Below are 20,759 nucleotides of genomic sequence, written 5' to 3'. Positions count from 1 at the left end.
AGATCAACCAGAACTCCCCCCGTGCGCAACGGGGTTCTCCCAAGGACGTGAAACCAGACGTGGCGAACGACGAAAAGCTCCTCGAATACCTCAAGCGGGTCACCGCCGACCTGGACCGGACCCGGCGGCGCCTGTACGAGGTCGTCGAACGGGAACAGGAGCCGATCGCCATCGTGGGCATGGCCTGCCGTTACCCGGGCGGCGTCGGGTCGCCCGCGGATCTCTGGGACCTCGTCAACTCGGGGACGGACGCGATCGGGGAGTTCCCCACGGACCGCGGCTGGGCACTCGACAGCCTCTACCACCCCGACCCGGACCACCCGGGCACCTCCTACACGAAGCACGGCGGATTCCTGTACGACGCAGGCGGGTTCGACGCGGAGTTCTTCGGCATCTCACCGCGTGAGGCGCTGGCGATGGACCCCCAGCAGCGGCTCCTCCTGGAGACCGCCTGGCAGTCACTCGAACACGCCGGAATCGACCCGACCTCGGTCCGCGGCAACCGGATCGGGGTCTTCACGGGGATCAACCCGCAGGACTACACGACCGGTCAGCACGGCCGGAGTTCGGAGGTCGAGGGCTACCTGCTGACCGGCGCCGCCGCCAGCATCGCGTCCGGGCGCATCTCCTACACCCTCGGCCTCGAAGGGCCCGCGGTCACCATCGACACCGCCTGCTCCTCGTCCCTGGTAGCCCTGCACCTGGCCTGCCAGGCCCTGCGCGCCGACGAGTGCACCATGGCCTTCGCGGGCGGTGCCTCGGTGCTCGCGACCCCGCTGGTCTTCGTCGAGTTCGCCCGTCATCACGGCCTCTCCATCGACGGTCGGTGCAAGGCGTTCTCGGACGCGGCCGACGGTACGGGCTGGGGCGAGGGCGCGGGAATGCTGCTCGTCGAGCGGCTCTCCGACGCCAGGCGCAACGGTCACCGGGTGCTGGCGGTGGTGCGTGGCAGCGCGGTGAACCAGGACGGCGCGTCCAACGGTCTCACCGCGCCCAACGGGCCGTCGCAGCGGAGGGTCATTCGCCAGGCCCTGAGCAACGCCCACCTCGCCCCCGCCGACGTCGACGCCGTCGAGGCCCACGGGACGGGGACGCGGCTGGGCGACCCCATCGAAGCCCAGGCCCTTCAGGAGGCCTACGGCGAGGACCGCTCCGACGGCCGACCGCTCTGGCTGGGGACGCTCAAGTCCAACATCGGCCACTCGGTCGCCGCGGCGGGTGTGGGCAGTGTCATCAAGATGGTGATGGCACTTCGGAACGACGTGTTGCCGCGGACGTTGCATGTGGACGAGCCGTCATCGCACGTCGACTGGACATCGGGGAATGTGCGGCTGCTGACGGAGGCCCGACCGTGGGTTCGGGACGAGGCACGGGTACGCCGGGCGGGAGTGTCGTCGTTCGGCGTGAGCGGGACGAACGCGCACGTGATCCTGGAGGAGACACCCGAACCGGAGGCCGTCGAGCCGGCGGGGTCGGGGACTTCGGGGCTGCCTTCGGGGCTGCCGTCGGTGTGGGTGCTCTCGGGCAAGTCGCAGGCCGCGCTGCACGCCCAAGCCGCCGCCCTGCACACCCACGTCACCGCCCACCCCGACCTCGACCCCGCCGATGTCGGCGCGACCCTCGCGTCGGGCCGCGCGGTCTTCGAACACCGGGCCACCGTCATCGCCACCGACCGCGATCAGGCCCTGAACGCCCTCACCGCCCTCACCACCGGACAACCCCACCCCTCCCTCGTCATCGCGCCGGCCAGCGGGTCACATGGAAAGACCGCGTTCCTCTGCTCCGGCCAGGGCACCCAATACCCCGGCATGGCCCACGGCCTCTACCAGGCCTACCCCACCTTCGCCACCGCCCTGGACGAAGTCTGCGCACACTTCGAACCCCACCTCGACACACCCCTACGCGACCTCCTCCTCAACACCGACAACGGTGACGGTGACAGTGACGGGCTACTCGCCCAGACGCTCTACGCCCAACCCGCACTGTTCGCCCTCCAAGTCGCCCTGCACCGACTGCTCACCGACACCTACCACATCACCCCCCACTACCTCGCCGGACACTCACTCGGAGAAGTCACCGCAGCCCACCTCGCCGGAATCCTCACCCTCCCCGACACCACCCGCTTCATCGCCACCCGCGCCCACCTCATGCACACCATGCCCCCCGGCACCATGACCACCCTCCACACCACCCAAGACCGCATCACCCCCTCCTGAACGGCCTGGACGACAAAATCTCCATCGCCGCCATCAACACACCCACCTCCATCGTCATCAGCGGCGACACCGACACCATCAACCACCTCACCACCCTCTGCCACACCCAAGGCATCACCACCAAACCCCTACACAGCACCAAAGCCTTCCACTCCCCACACACCGACACCATCCTCGACCAACTCCACACCGCCGCCCAACAACTCACCCTCCACCAACCCCACACCCCCCTCATCACCGCAACCCCCGGCGACCCCACCACCCACCAGTACTGGACCCACCAAGCCCGCAACCCCGTCCACTACGCCAACACCACCCAAACCCTCCACACCAACAACGTCACCACCTACATCGAACTCGGCCCCGACCACACCCTCACCACCCTCACCCACCACAACCTCCCCCACCACACCCCCAACGCCACCGCCCTCCTCCACCCCCACCACCACAACCCCACCCACCACCTCCTCACCGCCCTCGCCCACACCCCCACCCCCTGGCACACCCACCACCCCCCCCACACCACCGGCACCCCCACCACCAGCACCGGCACCGGCACCGGCACCACCACCCGCACCGGCACCACCACCGACCTCCCCACCTACCCCTTCCAACGCACCCACTACTGGCTCAAAACCCCCACCAACACCGCCGGAGTGACGGCCGCCGGCCTCGACACCCCGTCACCGCACGCCACCTCGCTCCGCGACACCCTCGCCGGCCGACCCCCGCAGGAGCGCGAAGAGGCCCTTCTGGACCTCGTCCGCACACAGGCAGCCGCCGTGCTCGGGCATTCCACACCGGACGCCGTCCACCCCGACAGGGCGTTCAAGGACCTCGGCTTCGACTCACTGGCCGCCATCAAGCTCCGCAACCGGCTCGCCGCCGTCACCGGCCTCGACCTCCCCAGCACGCTGGTCTTCGACCACCCCACCCCGGCGGCCCTCCGCCGGTACTTCCAGTCGGAGATCCTCGGCGCGGAGGACACCTCCAGCCGGCTCCCTCTCCGGGCGGCGGCAACCGACGAGCCGATCGCCATCATCGGTATGGCCTGCCGCTACCCCGGTCACGTACGGACGCCGGACGACCTGTGGCGCCTTCTGAGCGACGAGCACGACGCGGTCGGCGGGTTTCCGACGAACCGCGGCTGGGACCTGGCGGCACTGTACGACCCGGACCCGGACCGCCACGGAACGACCTATACCCAGCAGGGCGGATTCCTTTACGAGGCCGGGGAGTTCGACGCGGAGTTCTTCGGGATCAGTCCCCGTGAAGCCCTCGCCATGGACCCCCAGCAACGGCTTCTCCTCGAAACCGCATGGGAGGTCGCCGAATGCGCCGGCATCAACCCTGAGTCCCTGCGCGGCACCACCACCGGCGTGTTCGCGGGACTGATCTACCACGACTATGCGAGCCGGTTCCTCACCGCGCCGGATGGCTACGAAGGCTATCTGGGGCACGGGAGCGCCGGCAGCATCGCATCGGGCCGCATCGCGTACACCCTCGGCCTCGAAGGCCCGGCGGTCACCATCGACACCGCCTGCTCCTCCTCCCTGGTGGCCCTGCACCTGGCCGCCCAGGCACTGCGCTCGGGCGAGTGCACCCTGGCGCTGGTGGGTGGCGCGACGGTGATGTCCACTCCGCAGGCCTTTGTGGAGTTCTCGCGGCAGCGAGGGCTGTCGGCCGACGGCAGGTGCAAGGCGTTCTCGGACGCGGCCGACGGCACCGGTTGGGGCGAGGGTGTCGGCATGCTGCTCGTCGAGCGGCTCTCCGACGCCAGGCGCAACGGTCACCGGGTGCTGGCGGTGGTGCGCGGCAGCGCGGTGAACCAGGACGGCGCGTCCAACGGTCTGACCGCACCCAACGGGCCGTCCCAGCAGCGGGTCATCCGCCAGGCCCTCGCCAGTGCCGGGTTGGCAGCTGCGGACGTCGACGCGGTGGAGGCCCACGGGACGGGGACGCGGCTGGGCGACCCCATCGAAGCCCACGCCCTCCTGGCCGGCTATGGCCAGGATCGGCCGGAGGGGCGGCCGTTGTGGCTGGGTTCGTTGAAGTCGAACATCGGGCACAGTCAAGCCGCGGCGGGTGTGGGTGGGGTCATCAAGATGGTGATGGCGCTGCGTCACGGCGTGTTGCCGCGGACGTTGCATGTGGACGAGCCGTCATCGCACGTCGACTGGACATCGGGGAATGTGCGGCTGCTGACGGAGGCCCGACCGTGGGTTCGGGACGAGGCGCGGGTACGCCGGGCAGGGGTGTCGTCGTTCGGCGTGAGCGGGACGAACGCGCACGTGATCCTGGAGGAGGCACCCGAGACAGAAGCGCCGGAGCCGGCCCCTTCGGGGGCTTCGGGGCTGCCGTCGGTGTGGGTGCTCTCGGGCAAGTCGCAGGCCGCGCTGCACGCCCAAGCCGCCGCCCTGCACACCCACGTCACCGCCCACCCCGACCTCGACCCCGCCGATGTCGGCGCGACCCTCGCGTCGGGCCGCGCGGTCTTCGAACACCGGGCCACCGTCATCGCCACCGACCGCGATCAGGCCCTGAACGCCCTCACCGCCCTCACCACCGGACAACCCCACCCCTCCCTCGTCATCGCGCCGGCCCGCGGCTCACATGGAAAGACCGCGTTCCTCTGCTCCGGCCAGGGCACCCAATACCCCGGCATGGCCCACGGCCTCTACCAGGCCTACCCCACCTTCGCCACCGCCCTGGACGAAGTCTGCGCACACTTCGAACCCCACCTCGACACACCCCTACGCGACCTCCTCCTCAACACCGACAACGGTGACGGTGACAGTGACGGGCTACTCGCCCAGACGCTCTACGCCCAACCCGCACTGTTCGCCCTCCAAGTCGCCCTGCACCGACTGCTCACCGACACCTACCACATCACCCCCCACTACCTCGCCGGACACTCACTCGGAGAAGTCACCGCAGCCCACCTCGCCGGAATCCTCACCCTCCCCGACACCACCCGCTTCATCGCCACCCGCGCCCACCTCATGCACACCATGCCCCCCGGCACCATGACCACCCTCCACACCACCCAAGACCGCATCACCCCCTCCTGAACGGCCTGGACGACAAAATCTCCATCGCCGCCATCAACACACCCACCTCCATCGTCATCAGCGGCGACACCGACACCATCAACCACCTCACCACCCTCTGCCACACCCAAGGCATCACCACCAAACCCCTACACAGCACCAAAGCCTTCCACTCCCCACACACCGACACCATCCTCGACCAACTCCACACCGCCGCCCAACAACTCACCCTCCACCAACCCCACACCCCCCTCATCACCGCAACCCCCGGCGACCCCACCACCCACCAGTACTGGACCCACCAAGCCCGCAACCCCGTCCACTACGCCAACACCACCCAAACCCTCCACACCAACAACGTCACCACCTACATCGAACTCGGCCCCGACCACACCCTCACCACCCTCACCCACCACAACCTCCCCCACCACACCCCCAACGCCACCGCCCTCCTCCACCCCCACCACCACAACCCCACCCACCACCTCCTCACCGCCCTCGCCCACACCCCCACCCCCTGGCACACCCACCACCACCCCCACACCACCACCGACCTCCCCACCTACCCCTTCCAACGAGAGCACTACTGGCTCGAATCGTCGAAGCGCGACACCAACAGCACTACGACAGAGGGACGTTCCGGCCGGTCTCAGACGTCCGCGCTCGCAGCCCTCGAAGCCGACTTCTGGCGCGCCGTCGAGGACGAGGACGTTCACAACGTCTCCGCGACGCTGGATCTACCACCGTCCGCGACACTGAACGACGTCCTGCCCGCGCTCTCCACCTGGCACCAACGCCAACGCGACGACGCACACATCAACACCTGGACCTACCAAGAAACCTGGAAACCCCTCCACCTCCCCACCACCCAACCCACCACCCCCACCACCTGGCTCATCGCCTACCCCCACACCCACACCAACCACCCCCACATCACCAACCTCCTCACCAACCTCCCCCACCACAACATCACCCCCATCCCCCTCCCACTCACCCCCACCACCAACACCCACCACGCCTACCACCAAGCCCACCACAACACCCCCACCCCCATCACCGCCGTCCTCACCCTCCTCGCCCTCGACGAAACACCCCACCCCCACCACCCCCACACCCCCACCGGCACCCACCACAACCTCACCCTCACCCAAACCCACACCCAAACCCAACCCCCCACCCCCCTCTGGTACCTCACCACCCAAGCCACCACCACCCACCCCACCGACCCACTCACCCACCCCACCCAAGCCCAAACCATCGGACTCGCCCGCACCACCCACCACGAACACCCCACCCACACCGGAGGCCACATCGACCTCCCCCACACCCCCACCCCCACCACCCTCACCCAACTCATCACCACCATCACCCACCCCCACCCCCACCACAACACCACCATCCGCCACAACACCACCCACACCCGCCACCTCACCCCCACCACCCTCACCCCCACCCCCACCACACCCCCCAACCCCCACGGCACCACCCTCATCACCGGCGCCACCGGAGCCCTCACCCACCACCTCGCCACCCACCTCGCCAAAAACGGCCACCACCACATCCACCTCACCACCCGCACCAACCCCAACCACCCCAAAACCACCCAACTCCAACACCACCTCACCCAACTCGGCACCACCACCACCATCACCACCTGCGACCTCACCAACCCCCACCACATCACCAACCTCCTCAACCAAATCCCCACCCACCACCCCCTCACCACCCTCATCCACACCACCGGAACCCTCGACGACGCCACCCTCACCAACCTCACCCCCACCCAACTCAACAACGTCCTCCAAGCCAAAGCCCACACCGCCCAACTCCTCCACCACCACACCCAACACCTCCCCCTCACCCACTTCGTCCTCTACTCCTCAGCCGCCTCCACCCTCGGCGCCCCCGGCCAAGCCAACTACGCCGCCGCCAACGCCCACCTCGACGCCCTCGCCCACCACCGCCACACCCACGGCCTCCCCGCCACCACCATCAACTGGGGCACCTGGCAAGGAAAAGGACTTTCGAGCGGCGAGATCGGCGAGCACCTGCGCCGACGCGGCATGATTCCCCTGGACCCGGAAACGGCGGTCCGCGCCTTCGACCGGGCGGTCGCGAGCGATCGACCCTCCGTCTTCATCGCGAACATCGACTGGCCCAGGTTCGGTCGCACCACCTCGACCGCGCTCCGCGCCCTCTTCGAGGAGATCCCCGAAGCCCGGCAGCCCGAGCCGGTGCCAACCGGCCGCGCCAACCCGTCCTCTGAGCCAAGGGACCTCCGGGAACGGCTCCTCCGGCAGTCGCCGGCCGACCAGCTCGACACCCTGCAGACGCTCGTCCGCACCCACGCGGCCACCGTCCTGGGACGCGACCGACCGGAGTCCGTCGTGTCCGAACGCCCTTTCCGGGAACTCGGATTCGACTCACTGTCCGCCGTCGAACTCCGCAATCACCTTGCCGCCGACACCGGACTGGTCCTGCCGACGACGCTCGTGTTCGATCACCCGACACCGTCCAGGCTCGCGGCCTTCCTCCGCACCGAGCTCGTCGGTGCCCTCCCGGGCCCGGGCGCCACCGCCCCGGCCGTACGGGCCGAGGCCGACGAGCCCATCGCCATCGTCGGCATGTCATGCCGCTTCCCCGGCCGCGTCAGCTCACCCGAGCAGCTCTGGCACCTCGTCGCCGCCGAACACGACGCCATCGACGCGTTCCCCACCGACCGCGGCTGGGCACTCGACACCCTCTACCACCCCGACCCGGATCACCCGGGCACCTCCTACACCCGGCACGGCGGATTCCTCTACGACGCAGGCGAGTTCGACGCGGAGTTCTTCGGGATCTCGCCGCGTGAGGCGCTGGCGATGGACCCCCAGCAGCGGCTCCTGCTCGAAGCCGCCTGGGAAGCCGTCGAACACGCCGGCATCAACCCCCAGACCCTCCACGGCACCTCCACCGGCGTCTTCACCGGCATCAACGCCCAGGACTACGCCGCACACGCCCACGCGACCCCGGAAACCACCGAGGGTTTCGTGCTCACCGGCACCGCCAGCAGCATCGCATCGGGCCGCATCGCGTACACGCTGGGCCTCGAAGGGCCCGCCGTGACCATCGACACCGCCTGCTCGTCCTCCCTGGTCGCCCTGCACCTGGCAGCCCAGGCCCTACGCGCCGGCGAGTGCACCATGGCACTCGCGAGCGGCGTCACCGTCATGACCAGCCCGATCACGTTCACCGAGTTCTCCCGCCAACGCGGCCTCGCCCCCGACGGACGGTGCAAGCCCTTCGCCTCCGCAGCCGACGGCACCAGCTGGAGCGAAGGGGCCGGCACCCTCCTCGTCGAACGACTCTCCGACGCCAGGCGCAACGGTCACCGGGTACTGGCGGTGATGCGCGGCAGCGCGGTGAACCAGGACGGCGCCTCCAACGGTCTCACCGCACCCAACGGGCCTTCCCAGCAACGGGTCATCCGCCAGGCCCTCGCCAGTGCCGGGTTGACAGCTGCGGACGTCGACGCGGTAGAGGCCCACGGCACGGGGACAAAGCTGGGCGACCCCATCGAAGCCCACGCCCTCCTCACCACATACGGCCAAGACCGCTCCCAGGAAAAGCCGTTGTGGCTCGGCTCAGTGAAGTCCAACATCGGCCACACCCAGGCCGCGGCCGGCATGGCCGGCCTCATCAAGATGGTGATGGCGCTGCGTCACGGCGTGTTGCCGCGGACGTTGCATGTGGACGAGCCGTCATCGCACGTCGACTGGACGTCGGGGAATGTGCGGCTGCTGACGGAGGCCCGACCGTGGGCCCCGGAAGCTGATCACGTGCGCCGGGCGGGGGTGTCGTCGTTCGGCGTGAGCGGGACGAACGCGCACGTGATCCTGGAGGAGGCACTCGAACCGGTGGCCGTCGAGCCGGCGGGGTCGGGGGCTTCGGGGGCTTCGGGGCTGCCGTCGGTGTGGGTGCTCTCGGGCAAGTCGCAGGCCGCGCTGCACGCCCAGGCCGCCGCCCTGCACACCCACGTCACCGCCCACCCCGACCTCGACCCCGCCGATGTCGGCGCGACTCTCGCGTCGGGCCGCGCGGTCTTCGAACACCGCGCCACCGTCATCGCCACCGACCGCGATCAGGCCCTGAACGCCCTCACCGCCCTCACCACCGGACAACCCCACCCCTCCCTCGTCATCGCGCCGGCCCGCGGGACACATGGAAAGACCGCGTTCCTCTGCTCCGGCCAGGGCACCCAGTACCCCGGCATGGCCCACGGCCTCTACCAGGACTACCCCACCTTCGCCACCGCCCTGGACGAAGTCTGCGCACACTTCGAACCCCACCTCGACGCACCCCTGCGCGACCTCCTCCTCAACACCGACAACGGTGACGGTGACGGGCTACTCGCCCAGACGCTCTACGCCCAACCCGCACTGTTCGCCCTCCAAGTCGCCCTGCACCGACTGCTCACCGACACCTACCACATCACCCCCCACTACCTCGCCGGACACTCACTCGGAGAAGTCACCGCAGCCCACCTCGCCGGAATCCTCACCCTCCCCGACACCACCCGCTTCATCGCCACCCGCGCCCACCTCATGCACACCATGCCCCCCGGCACCATGACCACCCTCCACACCACCCAAGACCGTCTCACCCCCCTCCTGAACGGCCTGGACGACAAAATCTCCATCGCCGCCATCAACACACCCACCTCCATCGTCATCAGCGGCGACACCGACACCATCAACCACCTCACCACCCTCTGCCACACCCAAGGCATCACCACCAAACCCCTACACAGCACCAAAGCCTTCCACTCCCCACACACCGACACCATCCTCGACCAACTCCACACCGCCGCAAGCGAACTCACCCTCCAGCAACCCCACACCCCCCTCATCACCGCAACCCCCGGCGACCCCACCACCCACCAGTACTGGACCCACCAAGCCCGCAACCCCGTCCACTACGCCAACACCACCCAAACCCTCCACACCAACAACGTCACCACCTACATCGAACTCGGCCCCGACCACACCCTCACCACCCTCACCCACCACAACCTCCCCCACCACACCCCCAACGCCACCGCCCTCCTCCACCCCCACCACCACAACCCCACCCACCACCTCCTCACCGCCCTCGCCCACACCCCCACCCCCTGGCACACCCACCACCACCCCCACACCACCACCGACCTCCCCACCTACCCCTTCCAACGCACCCACTACTGGCTCAAAACCCCCACCAACACCGAAGTCGAGCCCCAGCGCACGGACTTCAGCGGATCAGCTCTTGAGAAGGTCGAGGCCGACTTCTGGCGGGCCGTCGAGGACGAGAACGTCGACGCCGTCGCCGACTCCCTGAACCTGGACAGCACCGTCCTCGACGACGTCCTGCCCGCGCTCTCCACCTGGCACCAACGCCAACGCGACGACGCACACATCAACACCTGGACCTACCAAGAAACCTGGAAACCCCTCCACCTCCCCACCACCCAACCCACCACCCCCACCACCTGGCTCATCGCCTACCCCCACACCCACACCAACCACCCCCACATCACCAACCTCCTCACCAACCTCCCCCACCACAACATCACCCCCATCCCCCTCCCACTCACCCCCACCACCAACACCCACCACGCCTACCACCAAGCCCACCACAACACCCCCACCCCCATCACCGCCGTCCTCACCCTCCTCGCCCTCGACGAAACACCCCACCCCCACCACCCCCACACCCCCACCGGCACCCACCACAACCTCACCCTCACCCAAACCCACACCCAAACCCAACCCCCCACCCCCCTCTGGTACCTCACCACCCAAGCCACCACCACCCACCCCACCGACCCACTCACCCACCCCACCCAAGCCCAAACCATCGGACTCGCCCGCACCACCCACCACGAACACCCCACCCACACCGGAGGCCACATCGACCTCCCCCACACCCCCACCCCCACCACCCTCACCCAACTCATCACCACCATCACCCACCCCCACCCCCACCCCCACCACAACACCACCATCCGCCACAACACCACCCACACCCGCCACCTCACCCCCACCACCCTCACCCCCACCCCCACCACACCCCCCAACCCCCACGGCACCACCCTCATCACCGGCGCCACCGGAGCCCTCACCCACCACCTCGCCACCCACCTCGCCAAAAACGGCCACCACCACATCCACCTCACCACCCGCACCAACCCCAACCACCCCAAAACCACCCAACTCCAACACCACCTCACCCAACTCGGCACCACCACCACCATCACCACCTGCGACCTCACCAACCCCCACCACATCACCAACCTCCTCAACCAAATCCCCACCCACCACCCCCTCACCACCCTCATCCACACCACCGGAACCAACCTCCACTCACCCCTGGCGGCGACCGACCCGGCCATGCTCGAATCCGTCCTCGCGGCAAAGGCGGCCAGCGCGGCACATCTGCACGAAGCTCTGCTGGATCACGACACGTTGGAGCACTTCATCCTCCTGTCCTCCGGCGCCGCAGCGTGGGGCAGCGGCAACCAGGGCGCGTACGCGGCCGCGAACGCGCACCTCGACGCGCTGGCGGCACACCGCCAGGCCCGCGGGCTGCCGGGCATGTCGATCGCCTGGGGACCGTGGGGCGGAGAGGGGATGTCCGCCGGCGAGGAGGCCCAGCGGTACCTCAGGGAGCGCGGCGTCCCTCCGATGGAGCCCCGGCTCGCCGTGAAGGCCTTCGACCTCGCGCTCAGGTCGCGGCCGAACTCCAATCTCGTCATCGCCGACATCGACTGGGACCGCTTCGTCCCGAGGTTCACCGCCCACGGCAGCAACCCGTTGTTCGAGGACATCCCCGAAGTCCGGCGACTGGCACGGAAGGCGGAGCTGGCGGAGACGTCCACGACCGTCGCGCCCGACGCCCCGCCCCTGCGCGAGCGTCTTGCCGGCCTGACCGCCGCCCAGCAGAACCGGCAGCTCCTCCGTCTGGTGCGCACGCACATGTCCGAGTTGCTCGGCCGGCACGAGGCGGACGAGGTCGACGAGCAGCGCGCGTTCAAGGATCTGGGGTTCGACTCGCTCACCTCGGCCCAGTTCAGTCGGCGTCTCGCCCAGGCCACCGGCCTCCAGCTCCCCACCACGCTGGTCTTCGACCACCCGACTCCGGCGGACTGTGTGTCCCTGCTGCGGTCCCGGCTGCTGCCGAGCGACTGCGACATCGCTCCTGATGGGCAGGTGGCTGACCGACGGAGTTCCACCGTCGACGAACCGATCGCCATCGTCGGGATGGCCTGCCGGTTCCCCGGCGGGGTGCGCTCCGCCGAGGACCTCTGGAACCTCCTCGCATCGGCGACCGACGCGATCGGCGGCTTCCCCACGGATCGCGGCTGGGACCTCGACGCCCTCTACCACCCCGACCCCGACCACCCGGGCACCTCCTACACGAGGCACGGCGGATTCCTCTACGAGGCGGGGGAGTTCGATGCCGACTTCTTCGACATCAACCCCCGTGAGGCGCTCGCGATGGACCCCCAGCAACGGCTCCTGCTCGAAACCACCTGGGAGACCATCGAACACGCGGGGATCAACCCTCAGAGCCTGCACGGCACTTCCACCGGCGTCTTCACCGGCATCAACGCCCAGGACTACGCCGGACATCTCCGCCAGGCCAAGGACGGTGTCGAGGGGTACGCACTGACCGGAAGCTCAGGAAGCGTGGCATCCGGCCGGGTCGCCTACACCCTCGGGTTGGAGGGGCCCGCCGTCTCGGTCGACACGGCGTGTTCGTCCTCCCTGGTCGCGCTGCATCTGGCGTGTCAGGCGTTGCGTTCGGGTGAGTGCTCGATGGCGCTGGCCGGCGGCGTCATGGTGCTCTCCTCTCCCGAGACCTTCCTGGAGTTCTCGCGGCAGCGGGGGCTGTCGGTGGACGGTCGGTGCAAGTCCTTCGCCGGTGCCGCCGATGGTACGGGCTGGGGTGAGGGCGTTGGCATGTTGCTCGTCGAGCGTCTGTCGGATGCGGAGCGCAACGGGCATCGGGTGCTGGCGGTGGTGCGGGGTAGTGCGGTGAACCAGGACGGTGCCTCGAACGGTCTGACGGCGCCGAACGGGCCGTCGCAGCAGCGGGTGATCCGGCAGGCGCTGACCAATGCGGGGCTGTCGGTGTCGGATGTGGATGCGGTGGAGGGGCACGGGACGGGGACGCGGCTGGGTGATCCGATCGAGGCGCAGGCGCTGCTGGCCACCTACGGTCAGGAACGTTCGGGAGAGGAGCCGTTGTGGCTGGGGTCGTTGAAGTCGAACATCGGTCACGCGCAGGCGGCGGCGGGGGTGGGCGGGGTCATCAAGATGGTGATGGCCTTGCAGAAGGGTGTGTTGCCGAGGACGTTGCATGTGGATGAGCCGTCGCCGCAGGTCGACTGGACGGTGGGGGACGTGCGGCTGCTGACGGACGCGCGGCCGTGGGTGCGGGACGAGGCACGGGTACGCCGGGCGGGGGTGTCGTCCTTCGGGGTGAGCGGGACGAACGCGCACGTGATCCTGGAGGAGGCACCGGAGACCGTCGAAGAGCCTGTGGTGGACGCCGGGGACCCGGTGCCGTGGGTGTTGTCGGCCCGGTCGGAGGCGGCGCTGCGGGCGCAGGCGCGGGGTCTGCGGGACTTCGTCCTGGCCGCCCCCGCGGTCCAGGTCGCGTCCGTGGGTGCGGGGTTGGCGCGGGGGCGGGCGGCGCTGGAGCACCGGGCGGTGGTCGTCGCCGCGCGGGGTGAGGAGTTCGTGGGAGCGTTGGAGGCGTTGGCGGCCGGCGAGCCGCATGTGTCCGTCACACAGGGGAGCGTGGGGGGCGGTCACGGTCAGGTGGTGTTCGTGTTCCCCGGTCAGGGTGGGCAGTGGGCGGGCATGGGCCTGGATCTGCTGCGTACCTCGCCGGTGTTCGCCGAACACATCACCGCCTGCGAGAAGGCCCTGGCGCCGTGGGTGACCTGGTCGCTGACCGACATGCTGCACCGCGACACGGAGGACCCCGCCTGGGAACAGGCCGACATCGTCCAGCCGGTGCTGTTCTCCGTGATGGTGTCGCTGGCCGCCCTGTGGCGCTCCTACGGTATCGAGCCGGACGCGGTGCTCGGGCACTCGCAGGGCGAGATCGCCGCCGCCCACGTCTGCGGGGCGCTCAGCCTGGACGACGCCGCCAAGGTCGTCGCCCTGCGCTCACGTGCCCTGGCGGTGCTGCGCGGCCGCGGCGCCATGGCGTCGGTCGCCCAACCCGCCGACACCGTACAAGCCCTGATCGATGCGCGGTGGGCGGGGCGACTGTGGGTGGCGGCGTTCAACGGCCCCCAGGCCACCACCGTCTCCGGTGACACCGACGCGCTGGACGAGCTCCTCGCGCACCACGCCGGCACCGACACCCGCGCACGGCGCGTGCCCGTCGACTACGCCTCCCACTGCCCGCACACCGAGACCGTCGAACGCGAACTCCTCGACACCCTCGGCGACATCACGCCCGTCGCATCGACCGTGCCGTTCTACTCCACCGTCGACGACGCCTGGCTCGACACCACCACCCTCGACGCCGGCTACTGGTACCGCAACCTGCGCCGGCCCGTCCGCTTCACCCAAGCCATCACCACCCTCGCAGCCGCCGGCCACCGCACGTTCATCGAGACCAGCCCCCACCCCACCCTCACCCCCGCCATCGAAGACCACCACCACGACCACCACGGCCTCACCGCCATCGGCACCCTGCGCCGCCACGACCACGACACCACCCGCTTCCTCACCTCCCTCGCCCACGCCCACACCACCGGCCACACCGTCGACTGGACCACCATCCACCCCCACACCACCCCCCACCCCCACCTCCCCACTTACCCCTTCCAACGCCAGCGCTACTGGCTCGACGCACCGGCCGGCACGGGGGACCTCTCCGCCGTCGGTGTCCAGGCGGCCGACCATCCCCTCCTCGGAGCCTTCGTCGAACTCGCCGACGGCACCCGCCTCCACACCGGGCGGCTCTCCCTCCACACCCACCCCTGGCTCGCCGACCACACCGTGGACGGCGTCACCCTCCTCCCCGGCACCGCCCTGCTCGACCTCGCCCTCCACGCCGGCCGACACACCGGCTGCGCCCATGTCGACGAACTCACCCTCCAGGCGCCCCTCGTCATCCCCGACACCGGCAACGTCGTACTCCAGTTGACGGTCGCGGCGCCCGACGACGCCGACCGACGCGCCTTCGCACTCCACTCGCGCGTCGTCGCCGGTGCGGACGCGGACACGGGCACGGACGCCGAAGACCCGGCACGCCACGCATGGACACGGCATGCCACCGGCACCCTCTCCCCCTCGACCGACCCCGGCGAACCCGACACCGTCACCGTCGGGCCCGCACCGTCCGCTCGACCGCTCGACCTCAGCGGCTTCTACGACCGCATGGCGGCGGCGGGCCTGGGCTACGGCCCCGCGTTCCAGGGGCTGCACGCCGCCTGGCGCGACGGCGGTGGCATCGTCGCCGAGGTGCGTCTGCCGCAGGAGGCCTCGGCCGACGCGTCGGGGTTCGGCGTGCACCCGGCCCTGCTGGACGCCGCCCTGCACGTGACGGCACTGGCCTCGGCGACTCACACCGCGCCCGACATCACGTCCGACTCCGCGCCGCACCACGGCCGGATGCCGTTCGCCTGGACCGACGTCGAGCTGTTCGCACCGGGCGGGACGACACTCCGCGTCCGGGTCGAACCGTGCGCGCCGGACACGTGGGACACCGTCTCCCTCGTGGCCGTGGACGAGGACGGTCGTCCGGTGCTGTCGGTCGGGGAGCTCGCCCTGCGTCCCGTCGTTCCCGACCAGCTCCGGGCAGCGGCGCAAGCGGCGGAAGGCGGCCGGCAGGAGTCGCTGTTCCACCTGGAGTGGGTACCGGCCACGGCCCCGGCTCCGCTCCCCACCGCACCGCCGCTCCCCTGGGCCGTGGTCGGCGCCGGCCCCGCGGTGGCGGGCCTGGCGCGGGCGGGCGTCACGGCCTACCGGTGCACCAACGACCTGATCGCCGACCTGGACGGCGGCGCGCCCGTCCCCGCCATGGTGATCCTGGGCGCCGGGACCGGTGCCGAACACGTCACCGACCCCGTCGACGCCGTCCACGCGGCTGCCGCCCATGCCCTGGCCGCCGCCGCGGCATGGCTGGCGGACGAGCGCCTGGCCGAGAGCCACCTCGTGGTCGCCACGTCCGGCGGCGTCGCCGCCTCGCCCGGGGAGGGGGTCACCGACGTACCGGGTGCGGCCGTCCGGGGCCTGATGCGGTCCGCGCAGTCCGAGCACCCGGACCGCATCACGTTGCTGGACTGCGCGAGCGGGACCTCCGCCACCCCGGACCTGTTCGCCGCCGCCCTCGCCTCCGGCGAACCGGAGCTCGCCGTCCGGGCCGGGACCCTCCACGCGCCCCGGCTGACCCGTCCGCACCGCGGTACCGCGGGCACGCCCGGGCCGCGGTACCTACTGCTCCCGTCGAGCGGCACGGTGCTGATCACCGGCGGGACCGGGCTGTTGGGCCGGCTGGTCGCCCGGCGCCTGGTGGCGGAGCACGGCGTACGTCACCTCCTCCTGGCCGGCCGGCGTGGTCCGGCGGCCGAGGGCGTGGAGGCGTTCACGGCCGAACTGCGCGAGCTCGGCGCGAGGGTCAGGATCGCCGCCTGCGACACGGCCGACCGGGCGCAGCTGGAGGCCCTGCTGGCCGGGGTTGCGCAAGAGCGTCCGCTGTGCGCGGTGGTGCACGCCGCGGGCGTGCTGGACGACGGCGTCCTGACCTCGCTGACGCCCGATCGGCTGGCGGCGGTCCTGCGGGCGAAGGCGGACGGGGCGCTGCTGCTGGACGAACTGACGGGGCATCAGGAACTGTCCGCCTTCGTCCTGTTCTCCTCCGCGGCGGGTGTCCTCGGCTCCCCCGGCCAGGGGAACTACGCGGCCGCCAACGCCGTCCTCGACGCGGTGGCCCATCGGCGCCGGGCCGCCGGCCGGCCCGCCCTCTCCCTCGCCTGGGGGCTGTGGGCGGAGGGCAGCGGCATGACCGGGCACCTCGACGGCGGCGACCGCGCCCGGATCGGCCGGGCGGGCATGGCACCGCTCCCGACGGCCGATGCCCTGGACCTGTTCTCCGCGGCGCTCGCCTCGGAGGAGCCCTTTCTCGTCCCGGCGCGCGTCGACCTGCGCGCCGTCCGTTCCCGGGCCGCCTACGGTCCGCTGCCGCCGCTGCTGCGCGGCCTGGTCCGGCTGCCCGGTGCCCGCAGGGGCCGGAGGGCGGCGGACCGGGCGCCCTCGGGTGGTGCGGACGAGGCCGCGCGACTGCGGGAGCGGCTGGGCCGCCAGAGCGAGGGCGAGCGCCGGGGCACCCTGCTGCGGCTGGTGCGTTCCCATGTGGCGGCGGTGCTGGGCCACGCGGGTTCGGAGTCGGTGTCCGAGTCGCGGGCCTTCCGCGAGCTGGGCTTCGACTCGCTGACGGCCGTGGAGCTGCGGAACCGGCTCAAGGTCGCGACCGGACTGGCCCTGCGGGCGACGCTCGCCTTCGACTTTCCGACGCCGGTGGCCCTGGCGGAGCACCTCACCGCTCGTCTGCTGCCGGCCGACGCCGTGCCCGCGGTGGGCGGGGAGGAACTGCGCGGGTTGCTGTCCTCGATCCCGGTCGACCGGCTGCGGGAGGCGGGCCTGCTGGACCGCCTGCTCGAACTCGCCGCCGCACCGGGTTCCGCCGTCCGCCCGGCGGAGTCCGGCCCCAGGCCCGTGTCGATCGAGGACATCGACGCCATGGACGTCGACAGTCTGATCGGCCTGGCTCACGACGGCACCGACACCGACTCGGCTCCGGCCGGGTACTGACCCCGACGCCGCAGGTTCACGGATGCGAGAGAGCACATGACGCAGAGTTCCCCACCCCCCGTCCCGGCCGCCGTCGTGACGGTGCCCACCCAGGGCACCGTGGAGCACGGCCGGGCGGCCCCGGACACCCGCCGAGGGCCCGTGCTCTGGTGGGCCGCGGCCGGGGCGGTGTTCCTGGCCCTCCAGTGCTACGTGTTCGTGCGCTGGGCGGCCGACGGCGGCTACCACCTCCTCGCCGTGCCGGGCCCGGACGACGGGACGGCCGGCGCGGGGACCGGCCACCGGCGGGTCGTGGACGTCCTCCTCCCGGCGCTGTCGGTGGCGGGCGTCGTCGGGCTGGCCGTCTCGCTGGTCCGGCGGGGGCGGACGGAGCGCCGGCTGTCCTTCGACGCGCTGCTGTTCGCGGGAGTGCTGTTCGCGGGCTGGCTCAGCCCGCTGATGAACTGGTTCCACCCCGTGTTGATCGCCAACACGCACGTGTGGGGCGCGCTGAGTTCCTGGGGCCCGTACGTGCCGGGGTGGCGGGGTCTGCCGCCGGGGATGGAGGCCGAACTGCCGCTGGTGACCTTCAGCCTCGGCTCGACGGTGCTGCTGGGCGTGCTGGGGTGCTGCCAGGTCATGACGCGGGCCCGGGACCGGTGGCCGGGCATCCGGCCGTGGCAGCTGGTCGGGCTGGCCTTCCTCACGGCCGTGGTCTTCGACCTGTCGGAGCCGTTCATCTCCTTCGCCGGGGTCTCCGTCTGGTCGCGGGCGCTGCCGGCCGTGACCCTGTGGAGTGGCGCGTGGTACCAGTTCCCGCTGTATCAGCTGGTGGGCACGGGCCTGGCCAGCGGTTCGCTGAGTGCCATCAGGTTCTTCCGCGACGAGCGTGACGAGACGGTGGTGGAGCGCGGGGCCTGGCGGCTGCCGGGGCGGATCCGGCCGTGGGTGCGGTTCCTGGCCGTGGTGGGCACCGTCAACGCGGTGATGCTGGGCTACGCCGCCCTCCAGGCGCTGCTGTCGCTGGCCGGCGGCCAACCGCCGGCCGGGCTGCCGGAGTTCTTCGGTCCGCCGGCCGCCTACTGAGCACCCACCACGCCGGGCAGAGGGAAGGGGGCCCGTCTCCGGGCCCCCTTCCCTCTGTCGTGCTCTCAGGCGCCTGGCCGGTCCGCTGTCAGGACGGCGCCGCCGCGGTCGCGGAGTCGGTCAGCGAATCGTGCGCGGGGCCGCGCGGGGGGCAAGGGGTGCGGGGTTCGGCGATCATCCGCAGGCGGTTGGGGAAGACATGGGTGGCCTTGGCCACCGGCCGGACGCGGTCCCCCGGGACGGGGCGCAGCCGCCAGCGCGAGGCGATCACCGCGATCGCCACGACCGTCTCCATCAGCGCGAAGTTGTCGCCGATGCACTTGTAGGTGCCGAGCGCGAAGGGGACCCAGGCACCCTTCGGCACCTCCCGCGTCGACTCCTTCGACTCCCAGCGGTCGGGGTCGAGCCGCTCCGGGTCGCGGTACCAGCGGGCGTCGCGCTGGAGCGCGTACGGGCTGTACATGACCTCCACGTCGGCCGGCAGCTCGTGGTCGCCGAGCCTGACCGGCCGCACGGTACGGCGGGAGCCGACCCAGCCGGGGTACTTGCGCAGCGCCTCCTTCACCAGGCGCTGGGTGTACGGGAGGAGCGGGAGGTCCGCTCCGGTGGGCGTCCGGCCGGCCAGGACCTCGTCGAGTTCGGCGTGCAGCTGCTGCTCGACGGCGGCGTCCTGGGCGAGCTCGTGGAAGATCCAGCAGGTGAGGGCGGCGGGGCCGCCGATCCCGGCGACCGCGAGCCCCATGATCTCGTCGTGCACCTCCTGGTCCGTCATGGTGCGTCCCTCGGCGTCCTGGGCGCGCAGCATCATGGACAGCAGGTCCCCGTGGTCGCGCCCGTCCGCCCGGTAGGCGGCGACCGCCGCCCGGATGGCGGCGCTGGTGCGGCCCAGGTTGCGCTTGGCCGCGGTGGGCAGGACGGTGTAGAGCCCCGGGGCCAGCGCGCTCAACCGGGCGACCTTCAGGATGTCGTGCCCCGTGACGCGCAGTTCCGCCTCGGCGGTGGCCCCGAGCTCGGACTGGAAGAGCGCCTTCGTGATCATCGCCAGCGACAGGTCGCTGGCGGTCCGCTGCACGTCCACCACCTCGCCGGGCCGCCAGGAGTCCGCGGTCTCCGTGGCGGCGGCGGTCATGCCGACGACGTAGTGGTTGAGCTGCCCCCGCTGGAACCCGGGCTGCATCATCCGCCGCTGACGGCGGTGCGAGTCCCCGGAGACGGCCACCAGGATCGGGCCGATGAAGCGGCTGGCACCGGCCGCGCCCTTGCTCCGGGTGAAGTCCGCCGAGTTCGACACCAGCATGGTCCGCACCAGCTCCGGGTGGGTGGCGAGGTAGACGGTGCTGGGGCCGAGCCGGACCCGGAAGAGGTCCCCGTGATCGGCCGCCGACGACAGGAATCCCAGCGGATTGCGGATGAGCGCCGGCAGGTGGCCGAGCACCGGCCAGGCGCCGGGGGCCTCGGGAATGCTCGACGGGGTCGAGGACACTGCTGCTCCTTACGGGGGGAAGCCCCGGGTGGGGCTGGGGAAGGGGTTGGCGGGCGGTGGAGGACTTGGACGGTGGGCCGTGGACGGTGTG

5 protein-coding genes are annotated in these 20,759 nt (G+C 70.9%); 4 read left to right on the top strand and 1 reads right to left on the bottom strand.

Features of this window, described 5'->3' with window-relative positions; all coding sequences use genetic code 11:
• Nucleotides 1-2: 2 nt before the first annotated feature.
• The 4 genes from OG823_RS31250 to OG823_RS31235 are packed head-to-tail and all read left to right on the top strand — an operon-like array spanning nt 3 to nt 19,185.
• A complete protein-coding gene (locus tag OG823_RS31250) occupies nt 3-2,216 on the top strand; it encodes a type I polyketide synthase (RefSeq protein ID WP_371484728.1) in 2,214 nt (737 codons plus the stop codon).
• A complete protein-coding gene (locus tag OG823_RS31245; protein ID WP_371484727.1) occupies nt 2,213-5,287 on the top strand; it encodes a beta-ketoacyl synthase N-terminal-like domain-containing protein in 3,075 nt (1,024 codons plus the stop codon). The genes OG823_RS31250 and OG823_RS31245 overlap by 4 nt, the downstream gene beginning before the upstream one ends.
• Nucleotides 5,284-18,120, top strand: coding sequence for a type I polyketide synthase (locus tag OG823_RS31240; RefSeq protein ID WP_371484726.1), 12,837 nt, complete (start codon nt 5,284-5,286; stop codon nt 18,118-18,120). The genes OG823_RS31245 and OG823_RS31240 overlap by 4 nt, the downstream gene beginning before the upstream one ends.
• A 36-nt stretch (nt 18,121-18,156) precedes the next feature.
• Nucleotides 18,157-19,185: a spirocyclase AveC family protein gene (locus OG823_RS31235; protein WP_371483527.1), complete on the top strand. Its 1,029-nt coding sequence runs from the start codon at nt 18,157-18,159 to the stop codon at nt 19,183-19,185.
• Nucleotides 19,186-19,273: 88 nt separating this feature from the next.
• Here OG823_RS31235 and OG823_RS31230 read toward each other — a convergent pair whose 3' ends face one another.
• Nucleotides 19,274-20,668, bottom strand: a complete 1,395-nt coding sequence (locus OG823_RS31230) for a cytochrome P450 (RefSeq protein ID WP_371483526.1) — start codon at nt 20,666-20,668, stop codon at nt 19,274-19,276.
• Nucleotides 20,669-20,759 lie beyond the last annotated feature (91 nt).

This window comes from Kitasatospora sp. NBC_00315 (assembly GCF_041435095.1).
Lineage (GTDB): Bacteria > Actinomycetota > Actinomycetes > Streptomycetales > Streptomycetaceae > Kitasatospora.
Note: the sequence above shows the minus strand (reverse complement) of the source record. Positions and strands in the feature narration are given on the sequence as shown.

Bases quoted from the DNA above. Each gene is read 5' to 3' on its own strand.
- OG823_RS31235 (WP_371483527.1), top strand. From the start codon at position 18,157: ATGACGCAGAGTTCCCCACCCCCCGTCCCGGCCGCCGTCGTGACGGTG.